This is a genomic window from Streptomyces sp. NPDC001980, from assembly GCF_040296885.1.
In the GTDB taxonomy this organism is placed as follows: domain Bacteria; phylum Actinomycetota; class Actinomycetes; order Streptomycetales; family Streptomycetaceae; genus Streptomyces.
Genome location: NZ_JBEOYD010000007.1, coordinates 183,217 through 204,504, shown reverse-complemented (window position 1 = coordinate 204,504; position 21,288 = coordinate 183,217). Strand labels below are relative to the sequence as shown.

22 protein-coding genes and 5 tRNA genes are annotated in these 21,288 nt (G+C 70.3%); 19 read left to right on the top strand and 8 right to left on the bottom strand.

The window, feature by feature from the left end:
* Window positions 1-34: 34 nt before the first annotated feature.
* On the bottom strand, window positions 35-448 hold the full coding sequence (locus ABT137_RS13435; RefSeq protein ID WP_003973453.1) for a roadblock/LC7 domain-containing protein: 414 nt from the start codon (window positions 446-448) through the stop codon (window positions 35-37).
* A gap of 9 nt (window positions 449-457) precedes the next feature.
* Entirely contained in the window at window positions 458-4,360 is a 3,903-nt protein-coding gene (locus ABT137_RS13430) for a sensor histidine kinase (RefSeq protein WP_351707147.1), read from the bottom strand.
* A 568-nt stretch (window positions 4,361-4,928) separates the two neighbouring features.
* Here ABT137_RS13430 and ABT137_RS13425 point away from each other — a divergent pair.
* From ABT137_RS13425 to ABT137_RS13375, 11 genes are all read left to right on the top strand, one after another.
* Complete coding sequence (locus tag ABT137_RS13425; protein ID WP_351707144.1) at window positions 4,929-5,117, top strand: hypothetical protein; 189 nt, start codon at window positions 4,929-4,931, stop codon at window positions 5,115-5,117.
* 124 nt (window positions 5,118-5,241) lie between these two features.
* Window positions 5,242-6,027 (top strand): fumarylacetoacetate hydrolase family protein, encoded by a 786-nt coding sequence (locus tag ABT137_RS13420; RefSeq protein ID WP_351707141.1) that lies wholly within the window; start codon window positions 5,242-5,244, stop codon window positions 6,025-6,027.
* Window positions 6,020-7,504, top strand: coding sequence for a glutamate--tRNA ligase (gene gltX, locus ABT137_RS13415; protein WP_351707138.1), 1,485 nt, complete (start codon window positions 6,020-6,022; stop codon window positions 7,502-7,504). Before ABT137_RS13420 ends, gltX begins: the two co-directional genes overlap by 8 nt.
* Before the next feature lie 410 nt (window positions 7,505-7,914).
* Window positions 7,915-8,082 carry a hypothetical protein gene (locus ABT137_RS13410; RefSeq protein WP_351707135.1) on the top strand — a complete coding sequence of 56 codons (168 nt, stop codon included), beginning with the start codon at window positions 7,915-7,917 and terminating at the stop codon, window positions 8,080-8,082.
* Window positions 8,083-8,172: 90 nt separating this feature from the next.
* The gene (locus ABT137_RS13405; protein WP_351707132.1) at window positions 8,173-9,123 is read left to right on the top strand and encodes a FlgD immunoglobulin-like domain containing protein; all 951 of its coding nucleotides are present in this window, start codon (window positions 8,173-8,175) and stop codon (window positions 9,121-9,123) included.
* Window positions 9,124-9,150: 27 nt separating this feature from the next.
* The gene (locus ABT137_RS13400) at window positions 9,151-9,906 is read left to right on the top strand and encodes an HAD family hydrolase (RefSeq protein WP_351707129.1); all 756 of its coding nucleotides are present in this window, start codon (window positions 9,151-9,153) and stop codon (window positions 9,904-9,906) included.
* Between the two features lie 91 nt (window positions 9,907-9,997).
* Window positions 9,998-10,069: transfer RNA gene (locus ABT137_RS13395), tRNA-Gln, on the top strand.
* A 21-nt stretch (window positions 10,070-10,090) separates the two neighbouring features.
* Window positions 10,091-10,163: transfer RNA gene (locus ABT137_RS13390), tRNA-Glu, on the top strand.
* 28 nt (window positions 10,164-10,191) lie between these two features.
* Window positions 10,192-10,264, top strand: a tRNA-Glu gene (locus tag ABT137_RS13385).
* 21 nt (window positions 10,265-10,285) lie between these two features.
* Window positions 10,286-10,357, top strand: a tRNA-Gln gene (locus ABT137_RS13380).
* 27 nt (window positions 10,358-10,384) lie between these two features.
* Window positions 10,385-10,457, top strand: a tRNA-Glu gene (locus ABT137_RS13375).
* Between the two features lie 55 nt (window positions 10,458-10,512).
* Here ABT137_RS13375 and ABT137_RS13370 read toward each other — a convergent pair.
* Window positions 10,513-11,157, bottom strand: coding sequence for a MerR family transcriptional regulator (locus ABT137_RS13370; RefSeq protein WP_351707126.1), 645 nt, complete (start codon window positions 11,155-11,157; stop codon window positions 10,513-10,515).
* 92 nt (window positions 11,158-11,249) lie between these two features.
* Between ABT137_RS13370 and ABT137_RS13365 the strand changes: the two genes are divergently transcribed.
* A complete protein-coding gene (locus ABT137_RS13365; protein WP_351707123.1) occupies window positions 11,250-11,750 on the top strand; it encodes a DUF4188 domain-containing protein in 501 nt (166 codons plus the stop codon).
* Between the two features lie 270 nt (window positions 11,751-12,020).
* Here ABT137_RS13365 and ndgR read toward each other — a convergent pair whose 3' ends face one another.
* Window positions 12,021-12,737 carry an IclR family transcriptional regulator NdgR gene (gene ndgR / locus ABT137_RS13360; RefSeq protein ID WP_089098541.1) on the bottom strand — a complete coding sequence of 239 codons (717 nt, stop codon included), beginning with the start codon at window positions 12,735-12,737 and terminating at the stop codon, window positions 12,021-12,023.
* A gap of 205 nt (window positions 12,738-12,942) precedes the next feature.
* Here ndgR and leuC point away from each other — a divergent pair, with 205 nt between their 5' ends.
* The 4 genes from leuC (at window position 12,943) to ABT137_RS13340 (ending at window position 16,252) form a co-directional block, all read left to right on the top strand.
* Window positions 12,943-14,373, top strand: a complete 1,431-nt coding sequence (gene leuC, locus ABT137_RS13355) for a 3-isopropylmalate dehydratase large subunit (protein WP_089098540.1) — start codon at window positions 12,943-12,945, stop codon at window positions 14,371-14,373.
* A gap of 6 nt (window positions 14,374-14,379) precedes the next feature.
* A complete protein-coding gene (gene leuD, locus ABT137_RS13350; RefSeq protein ID WP_351707119.1) occupies window positions 14,380-14,973 on the top strand; it encodes a 3-isopropylmalate dehydratase small subunit in 594 nt (197 codons plus the stop codon).
* 287 nt (window positions 14,974-15,260) lie between these two features.
* Complete coding sequence (locus ABT137_RS13345; protein ID WP_351707116.1) at window positions 15,261-15,491, top strand: SCO5555 family protein; 231 nt, start codon at window positions 15,261-15,263, stop codon at window positions 15,489-15,491.
* Window positions 15,492-15,631: 140 nt separating this feature from the next.
* Window positions 15,632-16,252: an HU family DNA-binding protein gene (locus ABT137_RS13340; protein WP_351707113.1), complete on the top strand. Its 621-nt coding sequence runs from the start codon at window positions 15,632-15,634 to the stop codon at window positions 16,250-16,252.
* Between the two features lie 170 nt (window positions 16,253-16,422).
* Here the strand turns inward: ABT137_RS13340 and ABT137_RS13335 are convergent, their stop codons facing one another.
* Both ABT137_RS13335 and cofC read right to left on the bottom strand, forming a co-directional pair.
* A complete protein-coding gene (locus ABT137_RS13335) occupies window positions 16,423-16,626 on the bottom strand; it encodes a hypothetical protein (protein ID WP_351707110.1) in 204 nt (67 codons plus the stop codon).
* A gap of 9 nt (window positions 16,627-16,635) precedes the next feature.
* Window positions 16,636-17,274 carry a 2-phospho-L-lactate guanylyltransferase gene (gene cofC, locus ABT137_RS13330; protein WP_351707107.1) on the bottom strand — a complete coding sequence of 213 codons (639 nt, stop codon included), beginning with the start codon at window positions 17,272-17,274 and terminating at the stop codon, window positions 16,636-16,638.
* 155 nt (window positions 17,275-17,429) lie between these two features.
* Between cofC and ABT137_RS13325 the strand changes: the two genes are divergently transcribed.
* From ABT137_RS13325 to ABT137_RS13315, 3 genes are read left to right on the top strand one after another with little or no spacing between them, the layout of a single operon-like run.
* The gene (locus ABT137_RS13325) at window positions 17,430-18,194 is read left to right on the top strand and encodes a lysophospholipid acyltransferase family protein (RefSeq protein WP_351707104.1); all 765 of its coding nucleotides are present in this window, start codon (window positions 17,430-17,432) and stop codon (window positions 18,192-18,194) included.
* Window positions 18,191-19,201 (top strand): NAD(P)H-dependent glycerol-3-phosphate dehydrogenase, encoded by a 1,011-nt coding sequence (locus tag ABT137_RS13320; protein ID WP_351707101.1) that lies wholly within the window; start codon window positions 18,191-18,193, stop codon window positions 19,199-19,201. Before ABT137_RS13325 ends, ABT137_RS13320 begins: the two co-directional genes overlap by 4 nt.
* 59 nt (window positions 19,202-19,260) lie before the next feature.
* Window positions 19,261-20,418, top strand: a complete 1,158-nt coding sequence (locus tag ABT137_RS13315; protein ID WP_351707098.1) for a D-alanine--D-alanine ligase family protein — start codon at window positions 19,261-19,263, stop codon at window positions 20,416-20,418.
* Between the two features lie 100 nt (window positions 20,419-20,518).
* Here ABT137_RS13315 and ABT137_RS13310 read toward each other — a convergent pair whose 3' ends face one another.
* Both ABT137_RS13310 and ABT137_RS13305 read right to left on the bottom strand, forming a co-directional pair.
* Entirely contained in the window at window positions 20,519-21,004 is a 486-nt protein-coding gene (locus ABT137_RS13310) for a DUF3515 domain-containing protein (RefSeq protein ID WP_351707095.1), read from the bottom strand.
* 20 nt (window positions 21,005-21,024) lie between these two features.
* Window positions 21,025-21,258, bottom strand: coding sequence for an Lrp/AsnC family transcriptional regulator (locus ABT137_RS13305; RefSeq protein WP_351707092.1), 234 nt, complete (start codon window positions 21,256-21,258; stop codon window positions 21,025-21,027).
* Between the last annotated feature and the right edge of the window lie 30 nt (window positions 21,259-21,288).

The following is a 21,288-nucleotide window of genomic DNA, read 5'->3' as shown; positions in this document are numbered from 1 at the left end:
CGGTGATTTGGTGAGGCGGGTTGGATCCGGGCTGTCAGTGGAGCAGACTGCCTTGCAGTTCGGCGCGCAGGTCGGGCGTGAGCACCGCGCCCGCGCGGTCGACCAGGAGCGCCATCTCGTAGCCGACGAGGCCGATGTCGCACTCGGGGTGGGCCAGCACGGCGAGGGACGAACCGTCGGAGACGGACATCAGGAAGAGAAAGCCGCGTTCCATCTCGACGACCGTCTGCGCCACGTTGCCGCCCTCGAAGATCCGGGAGGCCCCGGCGGTCAGCGAGGTGAGCCCGGACGCGACGGCCGCCAGCTGGTCGGCACGGTCCCGCGGGAAGCCTTCGGACATCGCCAGAAGGAGACCGTCGGCGGACACGACGACGGTGTGGGACACACCTGGGGTGTTGTCCACGAAGTTGGTGATCAACCAGTTGAGGTTCTGTGCCGCCTGGCTCATCGGACTCAACTAACGCTCCTGCTGGTGAGTGGGGCTCGGGAAGCTGCCGGTCTGCGGGCCGGTGCCGGCCTGCCTACCCTGCGCGATACCCCGACGGAGATTGGTCAGCCGGCCGCGGACGTCATCAGGCGCACGCGAGACCTGCGGACCCGCTTGGTGCTGTTGCTGCTGCGCCGTGCCCGGGACGAGGTTCGCCCGGGGGACCCGGCGCGGCAGACCGGAGGTGGTGACACCGCCCGCCGCCGGCTGCCGTACACGCTCCGCCTGCCGGACGAGGTCGTCGTTCGGGGAGGTGCGCCAGGCTGCCTGGGCGGGACGCTGGGGGGCCGCGGCGGCGGGCGCCGGCGGCTGGGCGGGCACCGGCGGGATCGGCGGAACCGACGCCGCCGAGCCGTTGCCGTTGCTCTGGGGACGCTGCTGCTCCTGCTGGCCGCCGTGGAACCAGTTGGTCTCCAGCGTGTCGTACAGCGGGGTACGACCGTCACCGGGACCGGTGGCCGGCGGCAGCGCCTCCGGCTCCTGGCGGACCGGCGGCGCGGGCGGGACCGGCGGGCGCTGCGGCGCGCCGAAGTCGAGGCCGCGGCCGTTGGTCCCCGGACGCTCGTACTGGCCGGTGCCGTACTGGCCGTTGCCGTTCTGGCCGTTGCCCGGGTAGCCGTTCTGCCGGCCGGGCAGGGAGTGCTGACCGGTGGCGCCGCCGTCGTAGGACGGCGTGGCGAACTGGCCGGTGGAGCCGTTGTCGTAGGCCTGCGGAGCGGCGAACTGCCCGGTGTTCTGGGAGCCGCCCTGCGGTCCGGTCGGCGCGCCGAAGACATCGGAGCGGACGAACTGGCCGTTGTCCTGCTGGCCGTTGACGTTCGGCCGCGGGAACGAGCCGGTGTCGTGCTGGCCGTTCAGGTTCGGGCGCGGGAACGAGCCGGTGTCCTGCGGGCCGGTCGTGCCCGGCCGCGGGAACGACCCCGTGTTCTGCGAGCCGTTCGGCGCGTTGACGTTCGGGCGCGGGAACTCGCCGGTCGACGGAGCCTGCGGGATCGCCGGCATCTGCGAGGTGGCGCCGAAGTCCTGCCGGTCGTCGATGCGGGGCATCGGCGCGGTGTGGGCCGGGTCCTGCTCGTCGTGGCCGCGCGGGGTGTCCAGCGAGGCACGGGAGAGCGGCGGCTGGGCGTTGTCGTCGCTCCAGCTGGGCCGGCCGGCCGGCGGGTTGGCACCGGGCAGCTCGGCCCGCGGGCCGCCGCGCGGCGGCAGCTGGGGCTGACGGCCCTGGTCGGAGGAGTTCGCGGAGCGCTGCGGCGGGACCGGAGCGCGGTTGCCGAAGGCGTCCTGGCCGCCGAAGGAGTCCTGCGGGTTGCCGAACGCGTCCTGGTTGCCGAAGGCACCGGCACCCGTGTTCGGCCGGCCCTGCGAGCCGCGTCCGCCGCCCTGCGCACCGGGACGGCCGCCGCTCGGGCCCGCGCCGGGCAGCGCGGCCCGGGGACCCTGGCCGGCGCCGACCTGGCCGCGCGGACCCGCACCGGCACCGAGCAGCCCGCCACCGGAGGGAGCGCCGGAACCGAGGGCACCACCGCGTCCGCCGGCCGCGGCGGCACCGCCGCCGAGCGCCGGAGCGGGGGCACCCGCGCCGAGCGGACCGCCGGCACCGCCCTGGCCGCCTCCGCGGCGGGCGGCGGCCGCACCGGCCGCTGCCTGCGCGGCGGCCGGACCGCCGGACTGAGCGGGGGCACCGGGCTTGCCGGGAGCGGGCTTCTTGCCGCCCTGGGCGACGTCGACCGGGAGCATGACCAGCGCGGTCGTACCACCGGAGTCGGACGGGCGCAGCTGGATGCGGATGCCGTGCCGCTGCGACAGACGACCGACCACGAAGAGGCCCATGCGGCGGGAGACCGAGACGTCCACGGTGGGCGGCGAGGCGAGCCGCTCGTTGATCGCCGCGAGGTCCTCGGGGGAGAGGCCGATACCGGTGTCGTGGATCTCGATCAGGACGCGGCCGTCGGGCAGCGCGTGACCGGTGACCTTGACCTTGGTCTGCGGGGAGGAGAACGAGGTGGCGTTCTCGAGGAGCTCGGCGAGCAGGTGCACGAGGTCGTTGACCACGCGGCCGGCCACTTCGGTGGTCGGCACGGCGGCCAGTTCGATGCGCTCGTACTGCTCCACCTCGGAGGCGGCGGCGCGGAGCACGTCGACCAGCGGGACCGGGCGGGTCCAGCGGCGGCCGGGCTCTTCACCGGCGAGAACGAGGAGGTTCTCACCGTTACGGCGCATACGCGTCGCGAGGTGGTCGAGCTTGAAGAGGGAGGACAGCTGGTCCGGGTCGGCCTCGCGGGACTCCAGTTCGGAGATGAGCGAGAGCTGACGCTGGATGAGGCCCTGGGAACGGCGCGAGAGGTTGGTGAACATCGCGTTGACGTTGCCCCGGAGGAGGGCCTGCTCGGCGGCGAGGCGGACGGCCTCGCGGTGCACGTCGTCGAAGGCCGCGGCCACCTGGCCGATCTCGTCCCGGGAGTGCACACCGACCGACTCCACGGACGTGTCGACGTCCTGCGGGTCGGACTCGGAGAGCTGCTTGACCAGCTCGGGCAGCCGGTCCTGGGCGACCTTGGTGGCGGTCTCCTGGAGGCGGCGCAGCGAGCGGATCATGGAGCGGGCCACGATGAAGGCGCCGACCAGCGACACGCCGAGGACGAGCAGGATCAGCGCACCGGAGATGATCGCGGACTGCTCGGAGGAGGCCCGCAGCTCGCGAGCCTTCTGCTCCATGTCCTCGAGCAGCGTGTGCTCGATCTTCTTCATCTGGTCGATCTTGGTCGAGCTGTCGTCGACCCAGTCGAGGTACGAGCGCTTGCTGAGCTCGTTCAGACCGTTCTGGGCGCCGAGTGCACGCTTGGCGTAGGTGTCCGCGGACTCGATCGTCGGGTTGTTCCCGTCGATCGGGCTGAGCAGGTCGGCCGCATTGCCGGCGTAGATCTTCCGGAAGATCGTCAGCTCGGAGGTCTCGCTCTCCTGGGCGGACTCGCCGTACAGGCGGTCGTTCTCGGAGAGGTCGCCGGCGCTCGTGCCGTTGTCCGGCAGGGCCGCGGCGATGACGGCGCGCTGCACGGACGCGTACTCCTTGGCGGTGGAGAACGCCGCCAGGGCGCGGGTGCGCTGGATCATCTCCGGGTTGCTGGAGGCCTGCGCCATGTCCTGGGAGAGGTCGATCAGCTGGGTGATCAGCCGGTGGTAGGCCTCGACCGTCTGGGTCGAGTTCTCCTTCTGCTGATAGGCGTCCTTGCGGATCTTCGCCAGGTCGTCCAGCTGGCCGGCCAGACCGACGAGGCTGTCGCGGACGCCCTGGAGCTGACCGTTCTTGCTCGCGGTGTCGATTTCCTCGGAGGCGTTGAGGAAGTTCTCGCGGGCGCGGTCGGTCTGGTCCTCCAGACCCTTGACCGCGGAGCCCGTGGGCGACCCGCCGTGCGCCAGCGGACCGGCCGTCTTGTCGCGCTCGGTCTGGAGCGCGGTGGCCAGCTCGGTCGCCTGCGTGGTCATGTCCGTCAGCAGCTGCATGTTGTCGAGCTGCTGGATGTCGTTGAGCGAGTCGTTGATGCGCACCGCGCCGAGCGTCGTCGCCGCCACCACGGGGAGCGCGAGCAGCGACACCAGGCGCGTGGAGATACGCCAGTTGCGCAGGGCTATGCGCGAGCCCGGGTTGGACGGTCCCTGCGCGGGCTTGATCGTCGGAGTCGGAGTTGCGGTCGGCTGGGGGCCCGAAGACGCCGACACGGCGGGGCGCCCGGAGCGCTCACCGCCGTCACCACCACCGCCGACCGGGGCCGGGCCCGGGTTCTGGGCGTGCTGGGGCGAGGAACCGCGGTCGGTCCCGCCGTGCGCCTCCGGCTCCGCCGAAGCGCTGCCATCCCTCTTGAAACGTCCCTGCACTAGCGTCGCAACCTCTGGACCAGGCGCCCCTCCGGGAATGGAAGGACACGGTGTCGGCGTTGAACGGGGAGCGCCCTGAATACGCACCCTGTTGGTCGTGAGTGTGACCGGCGCTGGCTCCCCCTGTCTCGCCGCCACTCGGCGCTGCGTTGCGCCCCCTGCGCGCCGGCTCGATCCTGCGGCGGTCCGTGGAATTCCAGCACAGTGCCGGATCTCCAACAAGGGCCGTGGACCGAGCTGTGACCTCCGTGACAGCGTGTGAGTGCCACGTTACGAGATGTGGAAGTCGATCGCGTACATAAAGGGCGTATCCCTGTCAGTCGCCGGTGCGTGGACCGTGTCCCAGTCGCCATGATCAGGAGCGGAATGACAGGTTCAGTTCGCCAATGTCCGTTTCGTTGCGGTGAGTTGCCAGCCGGATATGACCGCTTTGCCCCCGAGGTCGTGAGCAAACTCACATGCGCATCAAGGCCTCTTCACGGCTTCGGCCGGGAATTCGATGTTTAGCCTGGCGCTTTACAAGAGGGAAGTCTCTGCCAACCCACACATGACGGGGTCCAGTACAACCGTGAAGACGACGATGATGTTCCGCAACATAGCCAACCCCCGGCGCACCACCCTCGCCCACCTCAAGGACGCCGAGGAACTGCAGACCCCCGAGCTGCCCGAGCACTCCCTCGATCTCCCCTCCCAGACCGCCAACCCCCGGCGCACGATCCTCATGGAGATCCCGGCCGGGACCTCGGTCGCGGACTAGTACGGGACCCGGCCGCCGATCACTCACCCACCCGGTGACCGGGTTATTCCGCGGCGGCCACCCCTCACCGCGTTAGCCTGGGGCGTCAGACTCCAGCCGGCTCAGTGAGGGGCGCCAGGATCCCGTGCGCATCGCCAGGTTCTCCATCGACGGGAACGTCGCCTTCGGCGCCGTCGAGGGCGACAAGCAGGACGAACTCGTCCTCGACATCATCAAGGGCATTCCGTTCGCGGACTTCGAGCTCTCCGGTACGAAGGTCCCGCTGAGCAAGGTCCGCCTGCTCCCGCCGGTGCTCCCCAACAAGGTCGTGGCCTACGGCCGCAACTACGCGGAGCACGCGAAGGAGCTGGGCAACGAGGTCCCGGACGCCCCCTTCGCCTTCTTCAAGCCGTCCACCTCGGTGATCGGCCCCGGCGACGACATCCAGTACCCGTCCTTCTCCCAGGACCTCCACCACGAGGCCGAACTGGCCGTGGTCATCGGCCGCATGTGCCGTGAGGTCCCGCGCGAGCGCGCGGCGGAGGTCATCCTCGGCTACACCTGCGCCAACGACGTCACCGCCCGCGACGTCCAGAAGCGCGAGAAGCAGTGGGCCCGCGCCAAGGGCTTCGACACCTCCTGCCCGCTGGGCCCCTGGGTGGAGACGGACCTGGACCTCGCCACGGCGTCCGACCTGACGATCCAGCTCACGGTCAACGGCGAACAGCGCCAGCTCGGCCGTACGAGCGAGATGATCCACTCCATCGCGGACCTGATCGTCAACATCACCGAGGCCATGACGCTGCTCCCCGGCGACGTCATCCTCACCGGCACCCCGGCAGGGGTCGGCCCCCTCAGCGTCGGCGACGAGGTCGCCGTCACCATCGAAGGCATCGGCACTCTCACCAACAAGGTTGTCAAGCGTGGCTAGCGCACCCGGCACTCCCGTTCGCGTTCGTTTCTGTCCGTCCCCCACCGGTAACCCCCACGTGGGCCTGGTCCGCACCGCCTTGTTCAACTGGGCGTTCGCCCGGCACCACCAGGGCACCCTGGTCTTCCGCATCGAGGACACCGACGCGGCCCGCGACTCCGAGGAGTCGTACACCCAGCTGCTCGACGCGATGCGCTGGCTGGGCTTCGACTGGGACGAGGGCCCCGAGATCGGCGGCCCGCACGCGCCGTACCGCCAGTCGCAGCGCATGGACATCTACGCCGACGTCGCCGCCAAGCTCCTCGACGCGGGCCACGCCTACCACTGCTACTGCTCCCAGGAGGAGCTGGACAGCCGCCGCGAGGCCGCCCGCGCCGCCGGCAAGCCGTCCGGTTACGACGGCCACTGCCGCGACCTCACCGCCGAGCAGGTCGAGGAGTACCGGGCCCAGGGCCGCACGCCGATCGTCCGGTTCCGGATGCCCGACGAGACGATCACCTTCACGGACCTGGTCCGCGGCGAGCTGACCTTCACCCCGGAGAACGTCCCGGACTACGGCATCGTCCGCGCCAACGGCGCCCCGCTGTACACGCTGGTCAACCCGGTCGACGACGCCCTGATGGAGATCACCCACGTCCTGCGCGGCGAGGACCTGCTCTCCTCCACCCCGCGCCAGATCGCCCTCTACCAGGCGCTGACCGAGCTCGGCATCGCCCAGCAGACCCCGGCCTTCGGCCACCTCCCCTATGTCATGGGCGAGGGCAACAAGAAGCTGTCGAAGCGCGACCCGCAGGCCTCCCTGAACCTCTACCGGGAGCGCGGCTTCCTGCCCGAGGGCCTGCTCAACTACCTCTCCCTGCTGGGCTGGTCGCTCTCCGCGGACCAGGACATCTTCTCGGTCCAGGAGATGGTCGCGGCCTTCGACATCTCCGACGTGAACCCCAACCCGGCCCGCTTCGACCTGAAGAAGTGCGAGGCGATCAACGCCGACCACATCCGCATGCTGGACGTGAAGGACTTCACGGAGCGCTGCGCCCCCTGGCTCAAGGCCCCCTTCGCCCCGTGGGCCCCGGAGGACTTCGACGAGGCGAAGTGGCAGGCGATCGCCCCGCACGCCCAGACCCGCCTGAAGGTTCTCTCGGAGATCACCGAGAACGTCGACTTCCTGTTCCTCCCCGAGCCGGTCGAGGACGAGGCGTCCTGGACCAAGGCGATGAAGGAGGGCAGCGACGCCCTCCTGGCCACGGCCCGCGAGAAGCTGGAGTCGGCCGACTGGACCTCCCCGGAGTCCCTGAAGGAGGCTGTCCTGGCCGCCGGCGAGGCCCACGGCCTCAAGCTCGGCAAGGCCCAGGCCCCGGTCCGGGTGGCCGTCACCGGCCGCACGGTCGGCCTGCCGCTCTTCGAGTCCCTGGAGGTCCTGGGCAAGGAGAAGACGCTGGCGAGGATCGACGCGGCGCTGGCGAAGCTGAGCGCGTAGGCACGCGCGCGTGAAGGGGCGGCAACCGGATCGTCCGGGGCCGCCCTTCGCGCGTCCCCGAGCCGTCTCCGAGAGTTAACCCCTACGGCGAAGTCCCGCTTCTTGGGCGGACGTTGGACGTTTCCTGCGCGCGTGACGTAGGTGTGTGCAGCCTGCACAGGTGGCATGTCGCCGGGGAGTGCGCACCAGGGCGGCTTGACTCGATCGTGTGATGGTCGGCCGCTGGGCTTGCGGTGGTCTGGGCCGTTTGGGCTACGGTGATCGTGCGACCTGGGACGCCGGGTGCGGCGCCAGCGTGCGGGGCCCCTGCTCCACCAGAGTGATGGTTCAGGGCCTCCCCGTCGCCACTGGCCGCGCTCACATGGCCAGGTCGCGGAGGGAACCGGCCTCCTGGGATCGGACCACGCCTCGTGGACCTGAGCGACGGCACCTTCCGCACCTACGTCACGGGAGTGGCCGCCGAACCGCCGGTCCGCTTCAACGACCGCTGGCTGGTCGCCGACTGGAGGTACATCCGCGTCGGCGCGCCGGTCGGACCCCAGACCCGCCGCAGCCCCGCCCTGGCCGACCCGACCTGACTCACGGGCGACGCCGCCTGTCCCCAGCTGGAGGCCCTCGGCGACGGGCACGTCACCCACCTGTTCACCGACTCCTCCGGCCGGGAGTACGTGATCGAGACCGGCCTCGACACCGCCTCCCTGCAGAACGTGCAGACCGGCGACTCCCGGGGCCGCATCGCCGGCGGCACCGGCCGCTACGTCCTCTACAACGGCGGTACGCCCGGCGTCCAGAAGATCGTCGACTTCCCGCGCGGCGCCACCGCCGGCAAGATCGCGCTCAGCCGGCACCGCACCACGGCGGCCCTGTGGACGCCCGGCGGCGCCAAGGGGTCGATCACCGGGCACGACCTGAAGACCGGTGAGACCACGACCACGGTCACCACCGGCTCCCGGTGCGTCCCCACCGACATCCAGGCCGTCAACAGCCGCCTCTACTGGAGCTGCGGCGCATCCGGCCCGGCCGGGGTCTACGACCGGGCGGCCCAGCGGAACATCTCCGTCCCTGCCCGCCCCTCCCCGGCCCGCCTCGGCGACGGCTTCCTGGTGCGCGAGAACCGCACCACCCACCAACTGCTGCTCACCGACGTCCACACCGGGACCGCGCAGACCCGCGTCGTGGCCGTGCTGCCCACGACCGACCAGAACACCGGAACCAGTAACGGCCGTTGGGCCGTGGACCGGTTCGGCGGCCAGATCGCCTACCTCGACTACTACAAAAAGGTGTGGATCGTCCCCAGCGGCGTCCCCACCTCGCCGCTCGCCCAGATGGACGCGCAGGTCTACTCCCCGTCCGTCATCACCAGGTCGGCGCCCTGGTCCCCGGTGTGGCAGCTGAACAAGCCGTCCACCTGGACCCTGACCATCGCCACCCCCTCGGGCACGGTCCGGCGCACCCTGACCGGCGCCTCCACGGGCGCGGCCGTACGCCCGGCCTGGGACGGCACGACCGACAGCGGCGCCGCCGCCGCGACCGGCAGGTACACCTGGAAGCTCACCGCCCGCCCCCGCGACGGCCAGGGCCGGACCCTGACCCTGACCGGCACGATGACCCTGGGCTGACGGCGCCGGCGGAGTACGGTCGGTGTCATGACGATCAGGGCCGTGGTCTGGGACGTGGACGACACTCTCTTCGACTACACGAGTGCCGACCGCGAGGGCATGCGGGCGCATCTGGCGGCGGAGGGGCTGCTCGCCGGCTGGGGGAGCGCGGAGGCCGCGCTGGTGCGGTGGCGGGAGATCACCGACCAGCAGTGGGCGCGGTTCTCGGCGGGCGAGCTCTCCTTCGAGGACCAGCGCCGGGACCGGGTCCGCGTGTTCCTGGAGACGGAGCTGACCGACGCCGAGGCCGACGACTGGTTCCGCCGGTACCGGACGCACTACGAGGCCGTCTGGGCCCTCTTCCCGGACGTCCTGCCCGCCCTGGACGCCCTCGCGGCCGGCTACCGGCACGCCGTGCTCTCCAACTCCAGCCTGCACGTCCAGGACCACAAGCTGCGCACGCTCGGGGTGTACGACCGCTTCGAGGCCGTCCTCTGCGCGGCCGAACTGGGCGTTTCCAAGCCCGCCGCCGGCGCCTTCCTGGCGGCCTGCGAGGCCCTGGAACTCGCCCCGCACGAGGTCGCGTACGTCGGCGACCACCCGGAGATCGACGGGCGCGGCGCCGCCGACGCAGGGCTGCTGTCGGTGTGGATCGACCGCCACGGACTGTCCACCGGCCCGACCAACGGCCCGGCCACCAGGGCCGACGCCCCCGCCGGCCCGCACCGGATCGCCTCCCTTGCCGAACTGCCCGCGATCCTCCGCGCCGATACCCGTTTTGGAGCCCCGTCCACCTTCAGGTAATGTTCTTCCTGCGCCGCCGGGGAGCGGGCCGAAAGGCCGGAACCGGAGGCGCAAAACTAGAACAAGGTCCCCTCAGGGGCTTGCGTTCCAGTGGCCTATGGTGTAATTGGCAGCACGACTGATTCTGGTTCAGTTAGTCTTGGTTCGAGTCCAGGTAGGCCAGCTCGCAGAGCTCATCTGCAAAGCCCCCGTTGTGTAGCGGCCTAGCACGCCGCCCTCTCAAGGCGGTAGCGCCGGTTCGAATCCGGTCGGGGGTACGGAGATCATCCACAGGTGATCGCTAGGGCCCCCGTTGTGTAGCGGCCTAGCACGCCGCCCTCTCAAGGCGGTAGCGCCGGTTCGAATCCGGTCGGGGGTACGAACTGGTCTAAACCATCATTGGTCTATGGTGTAATTGGCAGCACGACTGATTCTGGTTCAGTTAGTCTTGGTTCGAGTCCAGGTAGACCAGCTCGGATCTGCGGAAACGCAGATCTTCGCCCCCGTTGTGTAGCGGCCTAGCACGCCGCCCTCTCAAGGCGGTAGCGCCGGTTCGAATCCGGTCGGGGGTACGTGAAGAAGGCCCTCCGCTTCGGCGGGGGGCCTTCTGCCTGTGCATGCGGCGCCCTACTCGAAGCCGTAGCGCCGGGCCGACTCCTCCTCCTGGGCCAGCCGGTGCAGGGCCTGGAGCATGGGCTCCACCAGCACCGCGCTGGCCACCGCGGCCTCCACCTTCTCCTCCTCCGATGGATGCGTCTCCAGGAAGTCCAGGTCGGCGACGGCCGCCTGGTACATCAACTTCGCGCGCGGTACGAGGAGTTCGGCGTCCCAGTCGTAGCCGAGCCGGCGGAACGCGGCCAGCGCGACCACCAGCTGCCGGTACGCCGGTGAGATCGTCGTCAGCTGCCTGGCGTTCTCCCAGCCCAGCGTGTCCAGCAGGGTGTCGGCCTCCCGGTGCGCGGCCCGCACGTACTCGTCGTCCTCGTCCGGCTCCGGCAGCTGCGGCAGTGCCCACAGCGCGGCGCCCACCCGGATCGTGCGGCCCAGCGAGTCGTCGTCGACGTGCCCGAGCACCTCGCGGACCGTCGCCACGGGGATCCGCCCCACCTGGATCATCGCCCGCACCAGCCGCAGCCGCCGCAGATGCGCCTCGTCGTACTCGGCGGTCGTGGCGTTGACCTGGCGGCCCGGCGGCAACAACCCCTCGCGCAGGTAGTACTTGATCGTCGCGGCGGACACCCCGCTGCGCTCGCTCAACCGGGCAAGCCGCATGTCTTGCGCGCCTCCTTGGTAAGTGCCACTATCCAAGCATCGACAGAAGGATAGTGCCGCTATCCGACAGGCCTCCGGGGGTGTCGTTCCTCATGTTCACCAAACCGATTCCGGGCCGTACGACCGCTGCCCGTGAGGGCGACGCGGTGGTTCTGCTCATCGGCATGCGCATCAACCACTTCTGGGCGGTCCACCAGTGGCTCCCGGTCATGCTGTCGATGTTCCGCATGCTGAGGGAGCTGGTGCGGGACCCCGGCCGGGGGCTGCTGGGCCGCATCCTGCTGACGGCGTCGCCGCGGACGTACTACGTCGTCCAGTACTGGGAGTCGAAGGAGAAGCTGTACGCGTACGCGAGTTCGCCGGAGACGGTCCACCACGGGATGTGGAGCATCGTGAACCGAAAGGAGCGCGCGGGGAAGCTGCGGGGCCATGTGGGCCTGTGGCACGAGACGTACGTGGCGCCCGAGGGCGGGTACGAGTCGATCTACTTCGACATGCCGGAGTTCGGGCTGGGCGCGGCGAGCGGGGTGGTGCCGGTGGAGAAGCGGGGGCGCTACGCGAAGGACCGGTTCGCCTACCGCTCCGGGAGCTGACTCACCTAGGGGCGCGGGGAACCGCGCGACCAGCCACGACGGCGCGGCAGACGGCAGACGGCCGGTGGTGGCAGACGCTGCGCCGTGGGAGCTCCGGTCATTGGGCGGCTGCGGGCAGCACGTGGCTGGTCGAGCTCACGCGGCGGAGCCGCACATCGATACAGCCCCGCGCCCCTGGTGGGGACAGTCCCCTGCGGAAAAAGTCTCACCCCCTGAGAAAGGGCCTGCCGCGGCGTTGAGGCCGGCCTCTTTCTCCGGGGGTGTCGGCTCTCAGCCGGTACGGCGCAGCGCCTCGGAGAGGCGGGCCGCCGCGTCGATCACGGCCTGGGCATGCATGCGGCCGGGGTGGCGGGTCAGGCGCTCGATGGGGCCGGAGACGGAGACGGCGGCCACCACCCGGTTGGAAGGGCCGCGCACCGGCGCCGACACCGACGCGACGCCCGGCTCCCGCTCGCCGATGGACTGGGCCCAGCCGCGGCGGCGGACGCCCGAGAGGGCCGTGGCCGTGAAGCGGGCGCCCTGGAGGCCGCGGTGCAGCCGCTCCGGCTCCTCCCAGGCCATGAGGATCTGCGCCGAGGAACCGGCCTTCATCGTCAGCGTCGAGCCGACCGGGACCGTGTCCCGGAGTCCGGACAGCCGTTCCGCGGCGGCCACGCAGATGCGCATGTCGCCCTGGCGGCGATAGAGCTGCGCACTCTCTCCGGTGATGTCACGGAGGTGCGTCAGCACCGGGCCCGCCGTCGCGAGCAGGCGGTCCTCGCCGGCCGCCGCGGCCAGTTCCGCGAGTCGCGGGCCGAGAATGAAACGGCCCTGCATGTCGCGTGCCACCATGCGGTGGTGTTCCAGGGCCACGGCCAGCCGGTGGGCCGTGGGTCGTGCCAGTCCGGTGGCCCCGACCAGACCCGCGAGGGTGGCCGGACCGGACTCCAGGGCGCTCAGGACAAGGGCCGCCTTGTCCAGGACGCCGACGCCGCTACTGTTGTCCATGCAACGATACTCACGTCTCACTCTGTGAAACGCAAGTTCAATTTTCCGTGGAACGCGCCACCCTGGAATCACACAGTGGCCCGCAGACCAACGGGCCCGGCGGCGGACGCCCGGAACCACGACTTCAGGGGCCCGGAACACGGGCAGCCGCTTCCTCAAGATCTCTAGTTGGGCCGGTGCACGTCTGCCGGCCGGAGGGAAAGCGATGGGTAGGACACTCGCGGAGAAGGTCTGGGACGACCACGTCGTCCGGCGCGCCGAGGGCGAGCCCGACCTCCTCTTCATCGATCTGCACCTGCTGCACGAGGTGACCAGCCCGCAGGCCTTCGACGGGCTGCGCCAGAACGGCCGCCAGGTGCGCCGCCTCGACCTCACCATCGCGACCGAGGACCACAACACCCCGACCCTCGACATCGACAAGCCCATCGCGGATCCCGTCTCCCGCGCCCAGCTGGAGACGCTGCGCAAGAACTGCGCCGAGTTCGGGGTGCGGCTGCACCCGCTGGGCGACGTCGAGCAGGGCGTCGTGCACGTCGTCGGCCCGCAGCTGGGCCTGACCCAGCCCGGCACGACCGTCGTCTGCGGCGACTCGCACACCTCCACGCACGGCGCCTTCGGCGCGCTGGCGTTCGGCATCGGCACCTCCCAGGTGGAGCACGTGCTGGCCACCCAGACGCTGCCGCTGGCCCGCCCCAAGACCATGGCCATCACGGTCGACGGCGAGCTGCCCGACGGCGTCACCGCCAAGGACCTGATCCTGGCGATCATCGCCAAGATCGGTACCGGCGGCGGCCAGGGCTACATCCTGGAGTACCGCGGCTCCGCCATCGAGAAGCTCTCGATGGAGGCCCGGATGACCATCTGCAACATGTCGATCGAGGCCGGCGCCCGCGCGGGCATGATCGCCCCCGACGAGACCACCTTCGCCTACCTCAAGGGCCGTGCCCACGCCCCCGAGGGCGAGGACTGGGACGCCGCCGTCGCGTACTGGAAGACCCTGAAGACGGACGCCGACGCGGAATTCGACGCCGAGGTGCACATCGACGCCGCCGCGCTCTCGCCGTTCGTCACCTGGGGCACCAACCCGGGGCAGGGCGCGCCGCTTTCGGCGGACGTCCCCGACCCGGCTTCGTACGAAGACGCTTCGGAGCGCTTCGCCGCCGAAAAGGCCCTGGAGTACATGGGGTTGGAGGCCGGCCAGCCGCTGCGCTCGATCAACGTGGACACCGTCTTCGTAGGCTCCTGCACCAACGGCCGCATCGAGGACCTGCGCGCCGCCGCCGAGATCCTCAAGGACCGCAAAGTCGCCGACGGCGTACGGATGCTGGTCGTCCCCGGCTCCGCGCGGGTCGGCCTCCAGGCCGTTTCCGAGGGTCTGGACGTGGTCTTCAAGGACGCCGGCGCCGAATGGCGGCACGCGGGCTGCTCGATGTGCCTCGGCATGAACCCCGACCAGCTGGCCCCCGGTGAGCGCTCCGCGTCCACCTCCAACCGCAACTTCGAGGGCCGGCAGGGCAAGGGCGGGCGCACCCACCTGGTGTCGCCGCAGGTCGCGGCCGCCACGGCCGTCCTGGGCCACCTGGCCTCGCCCGCCGACCTGTCCGACGCCGACGTTCGCACGCCCGCTGGAGTCTGATCAGCCATGGAAGCATTCACCACGCACACCGGCCGGGCCGTCCCGCTGCGCCGCTCCAACGTCGACACCGACCAGATCATCCCTGCTCACTGGCTCAAGAAGGTGACCCGGGACGGCTTCGAGGACGGACTGTTCGAGGCCTGGCGCAAGGACGAGAACTTCATCCTCAACCGCCCCGAGCGGCAGGGGGCCACGGTCCTGGTCGCCGGCCCCGACTTCGGCACCGGCTCCTCCCGTGAGCACGCCGTCTGGGCGCTGCAGAACTACGGCTTCAAGACCGTGATCTCCTCCCGCTTCGCTGACATCTTCCGGGGCAACTCGCTGAAGAACGGCCTGCTCACGGTGGTCCTGGACCAGAAGATCGTGGAGGCGCTGCAGGAGCTCACCGAGAACGACCCGCAGGCCGAGATCACCGTCGACCTGGAGAACCGCGAGGTACGCGCCGAGGGCGTCACCGCCTCCTTCGAGCTGGACGAGAACTCCCGCTGGCGGCTGCTGAACGGCCTGGACGACATCTCCATCACCCTCCGGAACGAGGCCGACATCGCCGCCTACGAGGCCAAGCGGCCGTCGTACAAGCCGCGGACGCTCCAGGTCTGAGCCGGAGCCCGCTTCGGCGGGAACCACCACATCTGAATACGGCTGGTTTCAGCCACCGCAACACCCCGCCTGTACCCCCGATCGCCACGATTGGGGGTACAGCCATGTCTGCACCCGAACGGGCGCTCGCGTTGTCGCAGGTCTTGCCAACTTCCCACGTTAGGGCGGATGTTGTCGGGGTACGTGAGTGCTGTGTCCGTGGCTTCCGCAAGTGCCCGGAAGGCCATTCGAGGCGCCAGTTGCACCCTGCGCAGGCGACAACTCGCCCCAGATGGCACAATCTGTGCATGGAACACGACGGCCAACTCCAGCTCTATGCGGCGGTCGCGGACCAACTCAAGGAAGCGCACACAAAAGTGCGCGCACTGCAAGTCCCGGAGGGCGTACGGATGGCGCTGACCCGGAAGCTGCTGGTCATTACGGCCGCGGCCAAGCACGACCTCGCCGACGCGGCAAGGCGGCTCGAACGGTTCAACGCGGACCTCGACGCGGGTCGAATCCCCGAAGAGGACCGCTGACCGGACCGTACGAGTCGGCCGAGTCCGTTGCGGCACAAGGGTGATAAGCCCGTTTCGTGTTTGATTTGCGGTATATATCTGCCTAACGTGCGAAAAAGCTTGAACACATTCGTTCTGGCGATGTCTCCGAAGGGGAAGACGTGAACAAGGCGCAGCTCGTAGAAGCGATTGCCGACAAGATGGGCGGCCGCCAGCAGGCCGCCGAGGCTGTCGACCATGTCCTGGACGCCATCGTCCGCGCGGTCGTCGCGGGTGAGCGGGTCTCGGTCACCGGCTTCGGGTCCTTCGAGAAGGTGGACCGCCCCGCCCGCTACGCCCGCAACCCCCAGACGGGCGAGCGGGTTCGGGTCAAGAAGACCTCCGTGCCGCGCTTCCGTGCCGGTCAGGGCTTCAAGGACCTGGTGAGCGGCTCCAAGAAGCTCCCGCGCGGCGGTGAGGTCGCGGTCAAGAAGGCGCCCAAGGGCAGCCTGACCGGCGGCGCTTCGGCGACGGTCAAGAAGGCGGCGGCGAAGAAGACCACCGCCAAGAAGGTGATCGCGAAGAAGGTCACCGCGAAGAAGACCACGGCCAAGAAGACGACGGCGGCCGCGAAGAAGACCACGGCCACGGCGAAGAAGGCGACCGCCAAGAAGACCACGGCCACGGCGAAGAAGGCCGCCGCGCAGAAGGCGCCGGCGAAGAAGGTCACCGCGAAGAAGGCGCCGGCGAAGAAGTCGACCGCGCGCAAGGCCACGGCGAAGAAGACGACGGCCGCTCGCTGAGGGCGGGGCGCCGGGACACTCACGCGACGGGCCGGATTCCCTGGGGGAGTCCGGCCCGCGGTGTGTTCAAGAGCTGGGTCGGGTTTCGGGTGCGCGCCGGTGGGGGCTTCTCGCGCCCACGCGGCGGAGCCGCATATCGAATACAGCCCCGCGCCCCTTGGGTTCTCGCCTCAGAGCGTCTGCAAGGTCACCAGGGTGATCCGAAGGTCGTCTCCGGTCCCCTCGGTCTCGATCCGCACCCGCTGCCCCGGCCTGAGCAGCCGCAGGCCGCCCGCCTCGAACGCCTCGCCGTCGAACGCCACCGGCGTTCCGTCGTCGAGGAGTACCTGACCACTGCGGGTCTCGGGGTCGTACGTGTATGCGGTCGCCTGCATGAGCGCAGCCTACTGGTCCGGGATCAGCAGGCGGGCCGCCACCGCGGCCGTGCGGGGGCCCACACCCAGGGCCAGGGCCGCGCGCAGGTCGGCGCCGGTGTCCACGTCCTGGCGTACCGAATCCACACCCACCAGACGCAGTTCCGCGGCGCCCGAGGCGGCGTGCCGGGCGCGGGAATCCGTGCCGAATGCGGGGGCCAATTCCTGGCCGGGGGTCGCCGCCAGCAGGGTGGTGCCGATTGCAGCGGCGTCCGGGAGAAAAGCGCGCGGGAATTCCGCGGCCGCGTCGAGCACCCGGGCCAATTCCAGCGGGCGGACGGCCGGGAGATCGGCGTTCAGGGCCGCCACGGGGCTTTCCGGACGCGACGCCCGGACGGCCGCCGCCCCGTGCCGCAGCGCCGCGTTCAGGCCGCTGCCCGGCGTGTCCGGGACGATGCGCGCACCCAGCGCCGACAGCTCACGCCCGGCCAGCGCGTCGTCCGTGACGACCGCCACATCCTTCACCGACTGGCAGGCCAGGGCGGCCGCCACCGTGTCCTGGGCGAAGGCGAGGGCCAGTGACGGACGCACACCGTCCGCCGCGGTGTCCGCGAGCCTGCTCTTGGCGCGGGCCAGAGGTTTGAGCGGGATGACCAGGGTCCACTGCACAGTCGTACCGTCCCTCCCTTGTTGCCTCATTGTCACCCGGGCTCACGGGGTGGTCGCGACACCGAGGCGTACGGTGTTCTCGACAGGCCGGCGGGCCGGGGCCACACTTCTTCCCGATCCCAGGCCGGGAAGAAGTCCTAGAGGAAGGTGTCCGCGTGCCCCGCCGGAGAATCGGCTTCTGGTACCGCTTCGCTGCGGTGCTCTGCAAACCTCCGCTGGTGGTTCTGATCAAGCGGGACTGGCGTGGAATGGAGAACATTCCGGCCGAGGGCGGTTTTATCACCGCGGTGAACCACAATTCCCACATCGACCCCTTCGCCTACGCCCACTATCAGTACAACACCGGCCGCGTTCCGCGATTCCTCGCGAAGAGCGGGCTTTTCAAGAAGGGATTCGTCGGCGCCGTCATGCGGGGCACCGGCCAGATCCCCGTCTACCGCGAGTCCACCGACGCGCTCAGCGCCTTCCGGGCCGCGATCGACGCCGTGGAGCGCGGCGAGTGCGTCGCTTTTTACCCTGAGGGAACGATCACCCGCGACCCGGACCAGTGGCCCATGGCCGCCAAGACCGGTGCCGCCAGGGTCGCCCTGCAGACCAAGTGCCCGGTGATCCCGGTCGCCCAGTGGGGCGCCAACGAACTGCTCCCCCCGTACGCGAAGAAGCCGCATCTGCTGCCGCGCAAGACGCATCACGTCCTGGCCGGCCCGCCGGTCGACCTCACGCGCTTCTACGGCAAGGAGATGACCCAGGACGTCCTCAAGGAGGCGACCGAGGTCATCATGGCGGCCATCACCCGCCAGCTGGAGGAGATCCGCGGCGAGAAGGCTCCCGAGACCCCCTACGATCCACGCCAGGTGCGGATCGAGCAGCGGCGCCGCACGCGTGCGCAGAGCGGTCTGGAAGAGGAGAGCGGCAAGTGAGCAAGCCTGCCAAGGCGGCGGTCTTCAGCGCGGGTTCATGGGGTACGGCCTTCGGGATGGTGCTCGCCGACGCCGGGTGCGACGTCACCCTGTGGGCGCGGCGCGCGGAGGTGGCGGAGGCCGTCAACTCCGGCCGTACCAACCCCGACTACCTGCCGGGTGTGGAACTCCCCGGGAACCTGCGGGCCACCACCGACCCCGCCGAGGCGGCCGCCGGCGCCGACTTCACGTTCCTGTCGGTGCCGTCCCAGACCATGCGGGCCAACCTCGCCGAGTGGGCGCCGCTGCTCGCGCCCCGGACGGTCCTCGTGTCCCTCATGAAGGGGGTCGAACTCGGCACCGCCATGCGGATGAGCGAGGTCATCGAGGACGTCGCCAAGGTCGGCGCGGACCGCGTCGCCGTCGTCACCGGCCCCAACCTCGCCCGGGAGATCGCGGCCCGCATGCCGGCCGCCGCCGTGGTCGCCTGCACCGACGAGACGGTCGCCCGGCAGCTGCAGGCAGCCTGCCACACGCCCTACTTCCGGCCGTACACCGAGACCGACGTGGTCGGGTGCGAGCTGGGCGGTGCGGTGAAGAACGTCATCGGCCTCGCCGTGGGCATCGCCGACGGCATGGGGCTCGGCGACAACGCCAAGGGTTCGCTCATCACGCGCGGTCTCGCGGAGACCGCGCGGCTGGGCACCGCCCTCGGCGCCGACCCGCTGACCTTCTCGGGGCTCGCCGGGCTCGGCGACCTGGTGGCCACCTGCTCCTCCCCGCTCTCCCGCAACCACACCTTCGGCACCAACCTCGGCAAGGGCATGACCCTGGAGGAGACCATCGCGGTCACCAAGCAGACCGCCGAGGGCGTCAAGTCCTGCGAGTCCGTCGCCGATCTGGCCCGCCGGCACGGTGTGGAGATGCCGATCACCGAGACGGTCGTCGACATCGTGCACGAGGGCAAGCCCCCGGTGGTCGCCCTCAAGGAGCTGATGTCGCGCAGCGCGAAGCCCGAACGACGCTGAGCGAACCCGCCCTGCCGACGCTGTCTCGGGGCCCTACCACCGGGTACTCTCAACGCGATATGAGCACCGAGAACCTCCTCCAGAGCCCTGAGCAGCCCGCTCGCAAGCCGCGCGTGGCCGTCGTCTTCGGCGGCCGCAGCTCCGAGCACGGGATCTCCATGGTCACCGCCGGAGCCGTCCTGAGCGCCATCGACCGGACCAAGTACGACGTCCTGCCGATCGGCATCACCCGGGAAGGCCGCTGGGTGCTCACGGCCGACGAACCCGAGCGCATGGCGATCAGCGAACGCCGTACCCCCGAGGTCGCCGACCTCGCGGAGTCCGTCGAGGGCGGGGTGGTGCTCCCCGTCGACCCGGCCAACCGCGAGGTGGTCTACAGCGAGCCCGGCTCGGTGCCCAAGGCGCTCGGCGAGGTCGACGTGGTCTTCCCGATGCTGCACGGCCCGTACGGCGAGGACGGCACCCTGCAGGGCCTCCTGGAGCTGTCCGGCGTCCCGTACGTCGGCTCGGGCGTGCTCGCCTCGGCCGTCGGCCAGGACAAGGAGTACATGAAGCGGGTGTTCTCCTCCTTCGGGCTCGCCGTCGGCCCGTACCTGGTGATCCGGCCCCGCGAGTGGCAGCAGGACGAGTCCGCCGCCCGCAAGCGGATCGTCGACTTCGCCGGCGAGCACGGCTGGCCGCTGTTCGTGAAGCCCGCGCGCGCGGGTTCGTCGATCGGCATCACCAAGGTCGACGGCCTCTCCGGCCTGGACGAGGCGATCGCCGAGGCCCAGTCCCACGACCCGAAGATCCTGATCGAGGCGGCTGTCCACGGCCGTGAGATCGAGGTCGGCGTCCTGGAGTTCGAGGACGGCCCGCGCGCCTCGGTCCCGGCGGAGATCCCGCCGCCCTCGGAGCACGCCTACTACGACTTCGAGGCCAAGTACATCGACTCCACCCCCGGCATCGTCCCGGCCCCCCTCACCCCCGAGGAGACCGCCGAGGTCCAGAAGCTCGCGGTGGACGCCTTCGAGGCCGCCTCCTGCGAGGGCCTGGTCCGCGCCGACTTCTTCCTCACGGAGGACGGCCGCTTCGTCATCAACGAGATCAACACGATGCCGGGCTTCACCCCGATCTCGATGTACCCGCAGATGTGGCAGGCGACCGGGATCGCCTACCCGGACCTGGTCGACCGCCTGATCCAGGCGGCGCTGAACCGGTCGACGGGGCTTCGCTAGAAATCGCCCCCAGCTGAAGCGCCCCGAAAGGGGCGCGGGGAACTGCGCGAGCAACCACTGACGACCCGCAGCCGAGAAGCGACCCCGAACGCCACGGCGACTAGTCGGCAATCCCTTCGGGAACCGCCTTCTTGACGGCAGGCGCCAGACTCACCAACGGCGCCATGCCATCCCCGGTCCGCCCCGCAGGAATCGTCACCTCGACATACGCCTTCCGCAACGTCGTCGTGAACCGAAACGATGTGTCGGCCCGCTGCTCCAGCAGCCACCCCACCCCGTTCACCTCAACCCCGTCGGCTTCCGGGTCGGCCATCTTCGCGGGTCGCGCAACACCGCAGCGCAGTATGATCGCCGGGTCCCCCCAGCCCGCGGTCAGCGTGGACGAGGGCTCGGGGTCACGGCGCGTGAGTCCGTCGACCTTCTTCGGCAGCACCCCGTCGAGGCGACGGCACAGCTTGGCGACCGCCCCGCCCGGACTGGGAACCGCCGCCGACGGGGCGTCGTCTGCTGATGAGCAGCCCGCTGCCGCGATCATCAGCGCGGCGAGCGCGGGCAGACCGAATGGCCGGTGACGGAAGAAGTTCACCGGCCAAGGGTAGACGGGGGCTACAGATGGACGACCGGGCAGGTCAGGGTACGCGTGATGCCGTCCACTTGCTGGACTCTCGCGACCACCAGCCGACCGAGTTCGTCGACGGTCTCCGCTTGCGCGCGCACGATGACGTCGTACGGTCCTGTCACATCCTCGGCCTGGATGACTCCGGGGATTTTACTGATCGTCTCGGCGACGGTCGACGATTTGCCGACCTCCGTCTGGATCAGGATGTACGCCTGTACCACGGAACCTCCAGGGCGGCCACGAGGATCATG

Coding starts and splice junctions, on each gene's coding strand:
- ABT137_RS13435 (WP_003973453.1), bottom strand. CDS start 448: ATGAGCCAGGCGGCACAGAACCTCAACTGGTTGATCACCAACTTCGTG.
- ABT137_RS13400 (WP_351707129.1), top strand. CDS start 9,151: ATGACGATCAGGGCCGTGGTCTGGGACGTGGACGACACTCTCTTCGAC.
- ABT137_RS13370 (WP_351707126.1), bottom strand. CDS start 11,157: ATGCGGCTTGCCCGGTTGAGCGAGCGCAGCGGGGTGTCCGCCGCGACG.
- ABT137_RS13365 (WP_351707123.1), top strand. CDS start 11,250: ATGTTCACCAAACCGATTCCGGGCCGTACGACCGCTGCCCGTGAGGGC.
- ndgR (WP_089098541.1), bottom strand. CDS start 12,737: ATGGACAACAGTAGCGGCGTCGGCGTCCTGGACAAGGCGGCCCTTGTC.
- leuC (WP_089098540.1), top strand. CDS start 12,943: ATGGGTAGGACACTCGCGGAGAAGGTCTGGGACGACCACGTCGTCCGG.
- leuD (WP_351707119.1), top strand. CDS start 14,380: ATGGAAGCATTCACCACGCACACCGGCCGGGCCGTCCCGCTGCGCCGC.
- ABT137_RS13345 (WP_351707116.1), top strand. CDS start 15,261: ATGGAACACGACGGCCAACTCCAGCTCTATGCGGCGGTCGCGGACCAA.
- ABT137_RS13335 (WP_351707110.1), bottom strand. CDS start 16,626: ATGCAGGCGACCGCATACACGTACGACCCCGAGACCCGCAGTGGTCAG.
- ABT137_RS13315 (WP_351707098.1), top strand. CDS start 19,261: ATGAGCACCGAGAACCTCCTCCAGAGCCCTGAGCAGCCCGCTCGCAAG.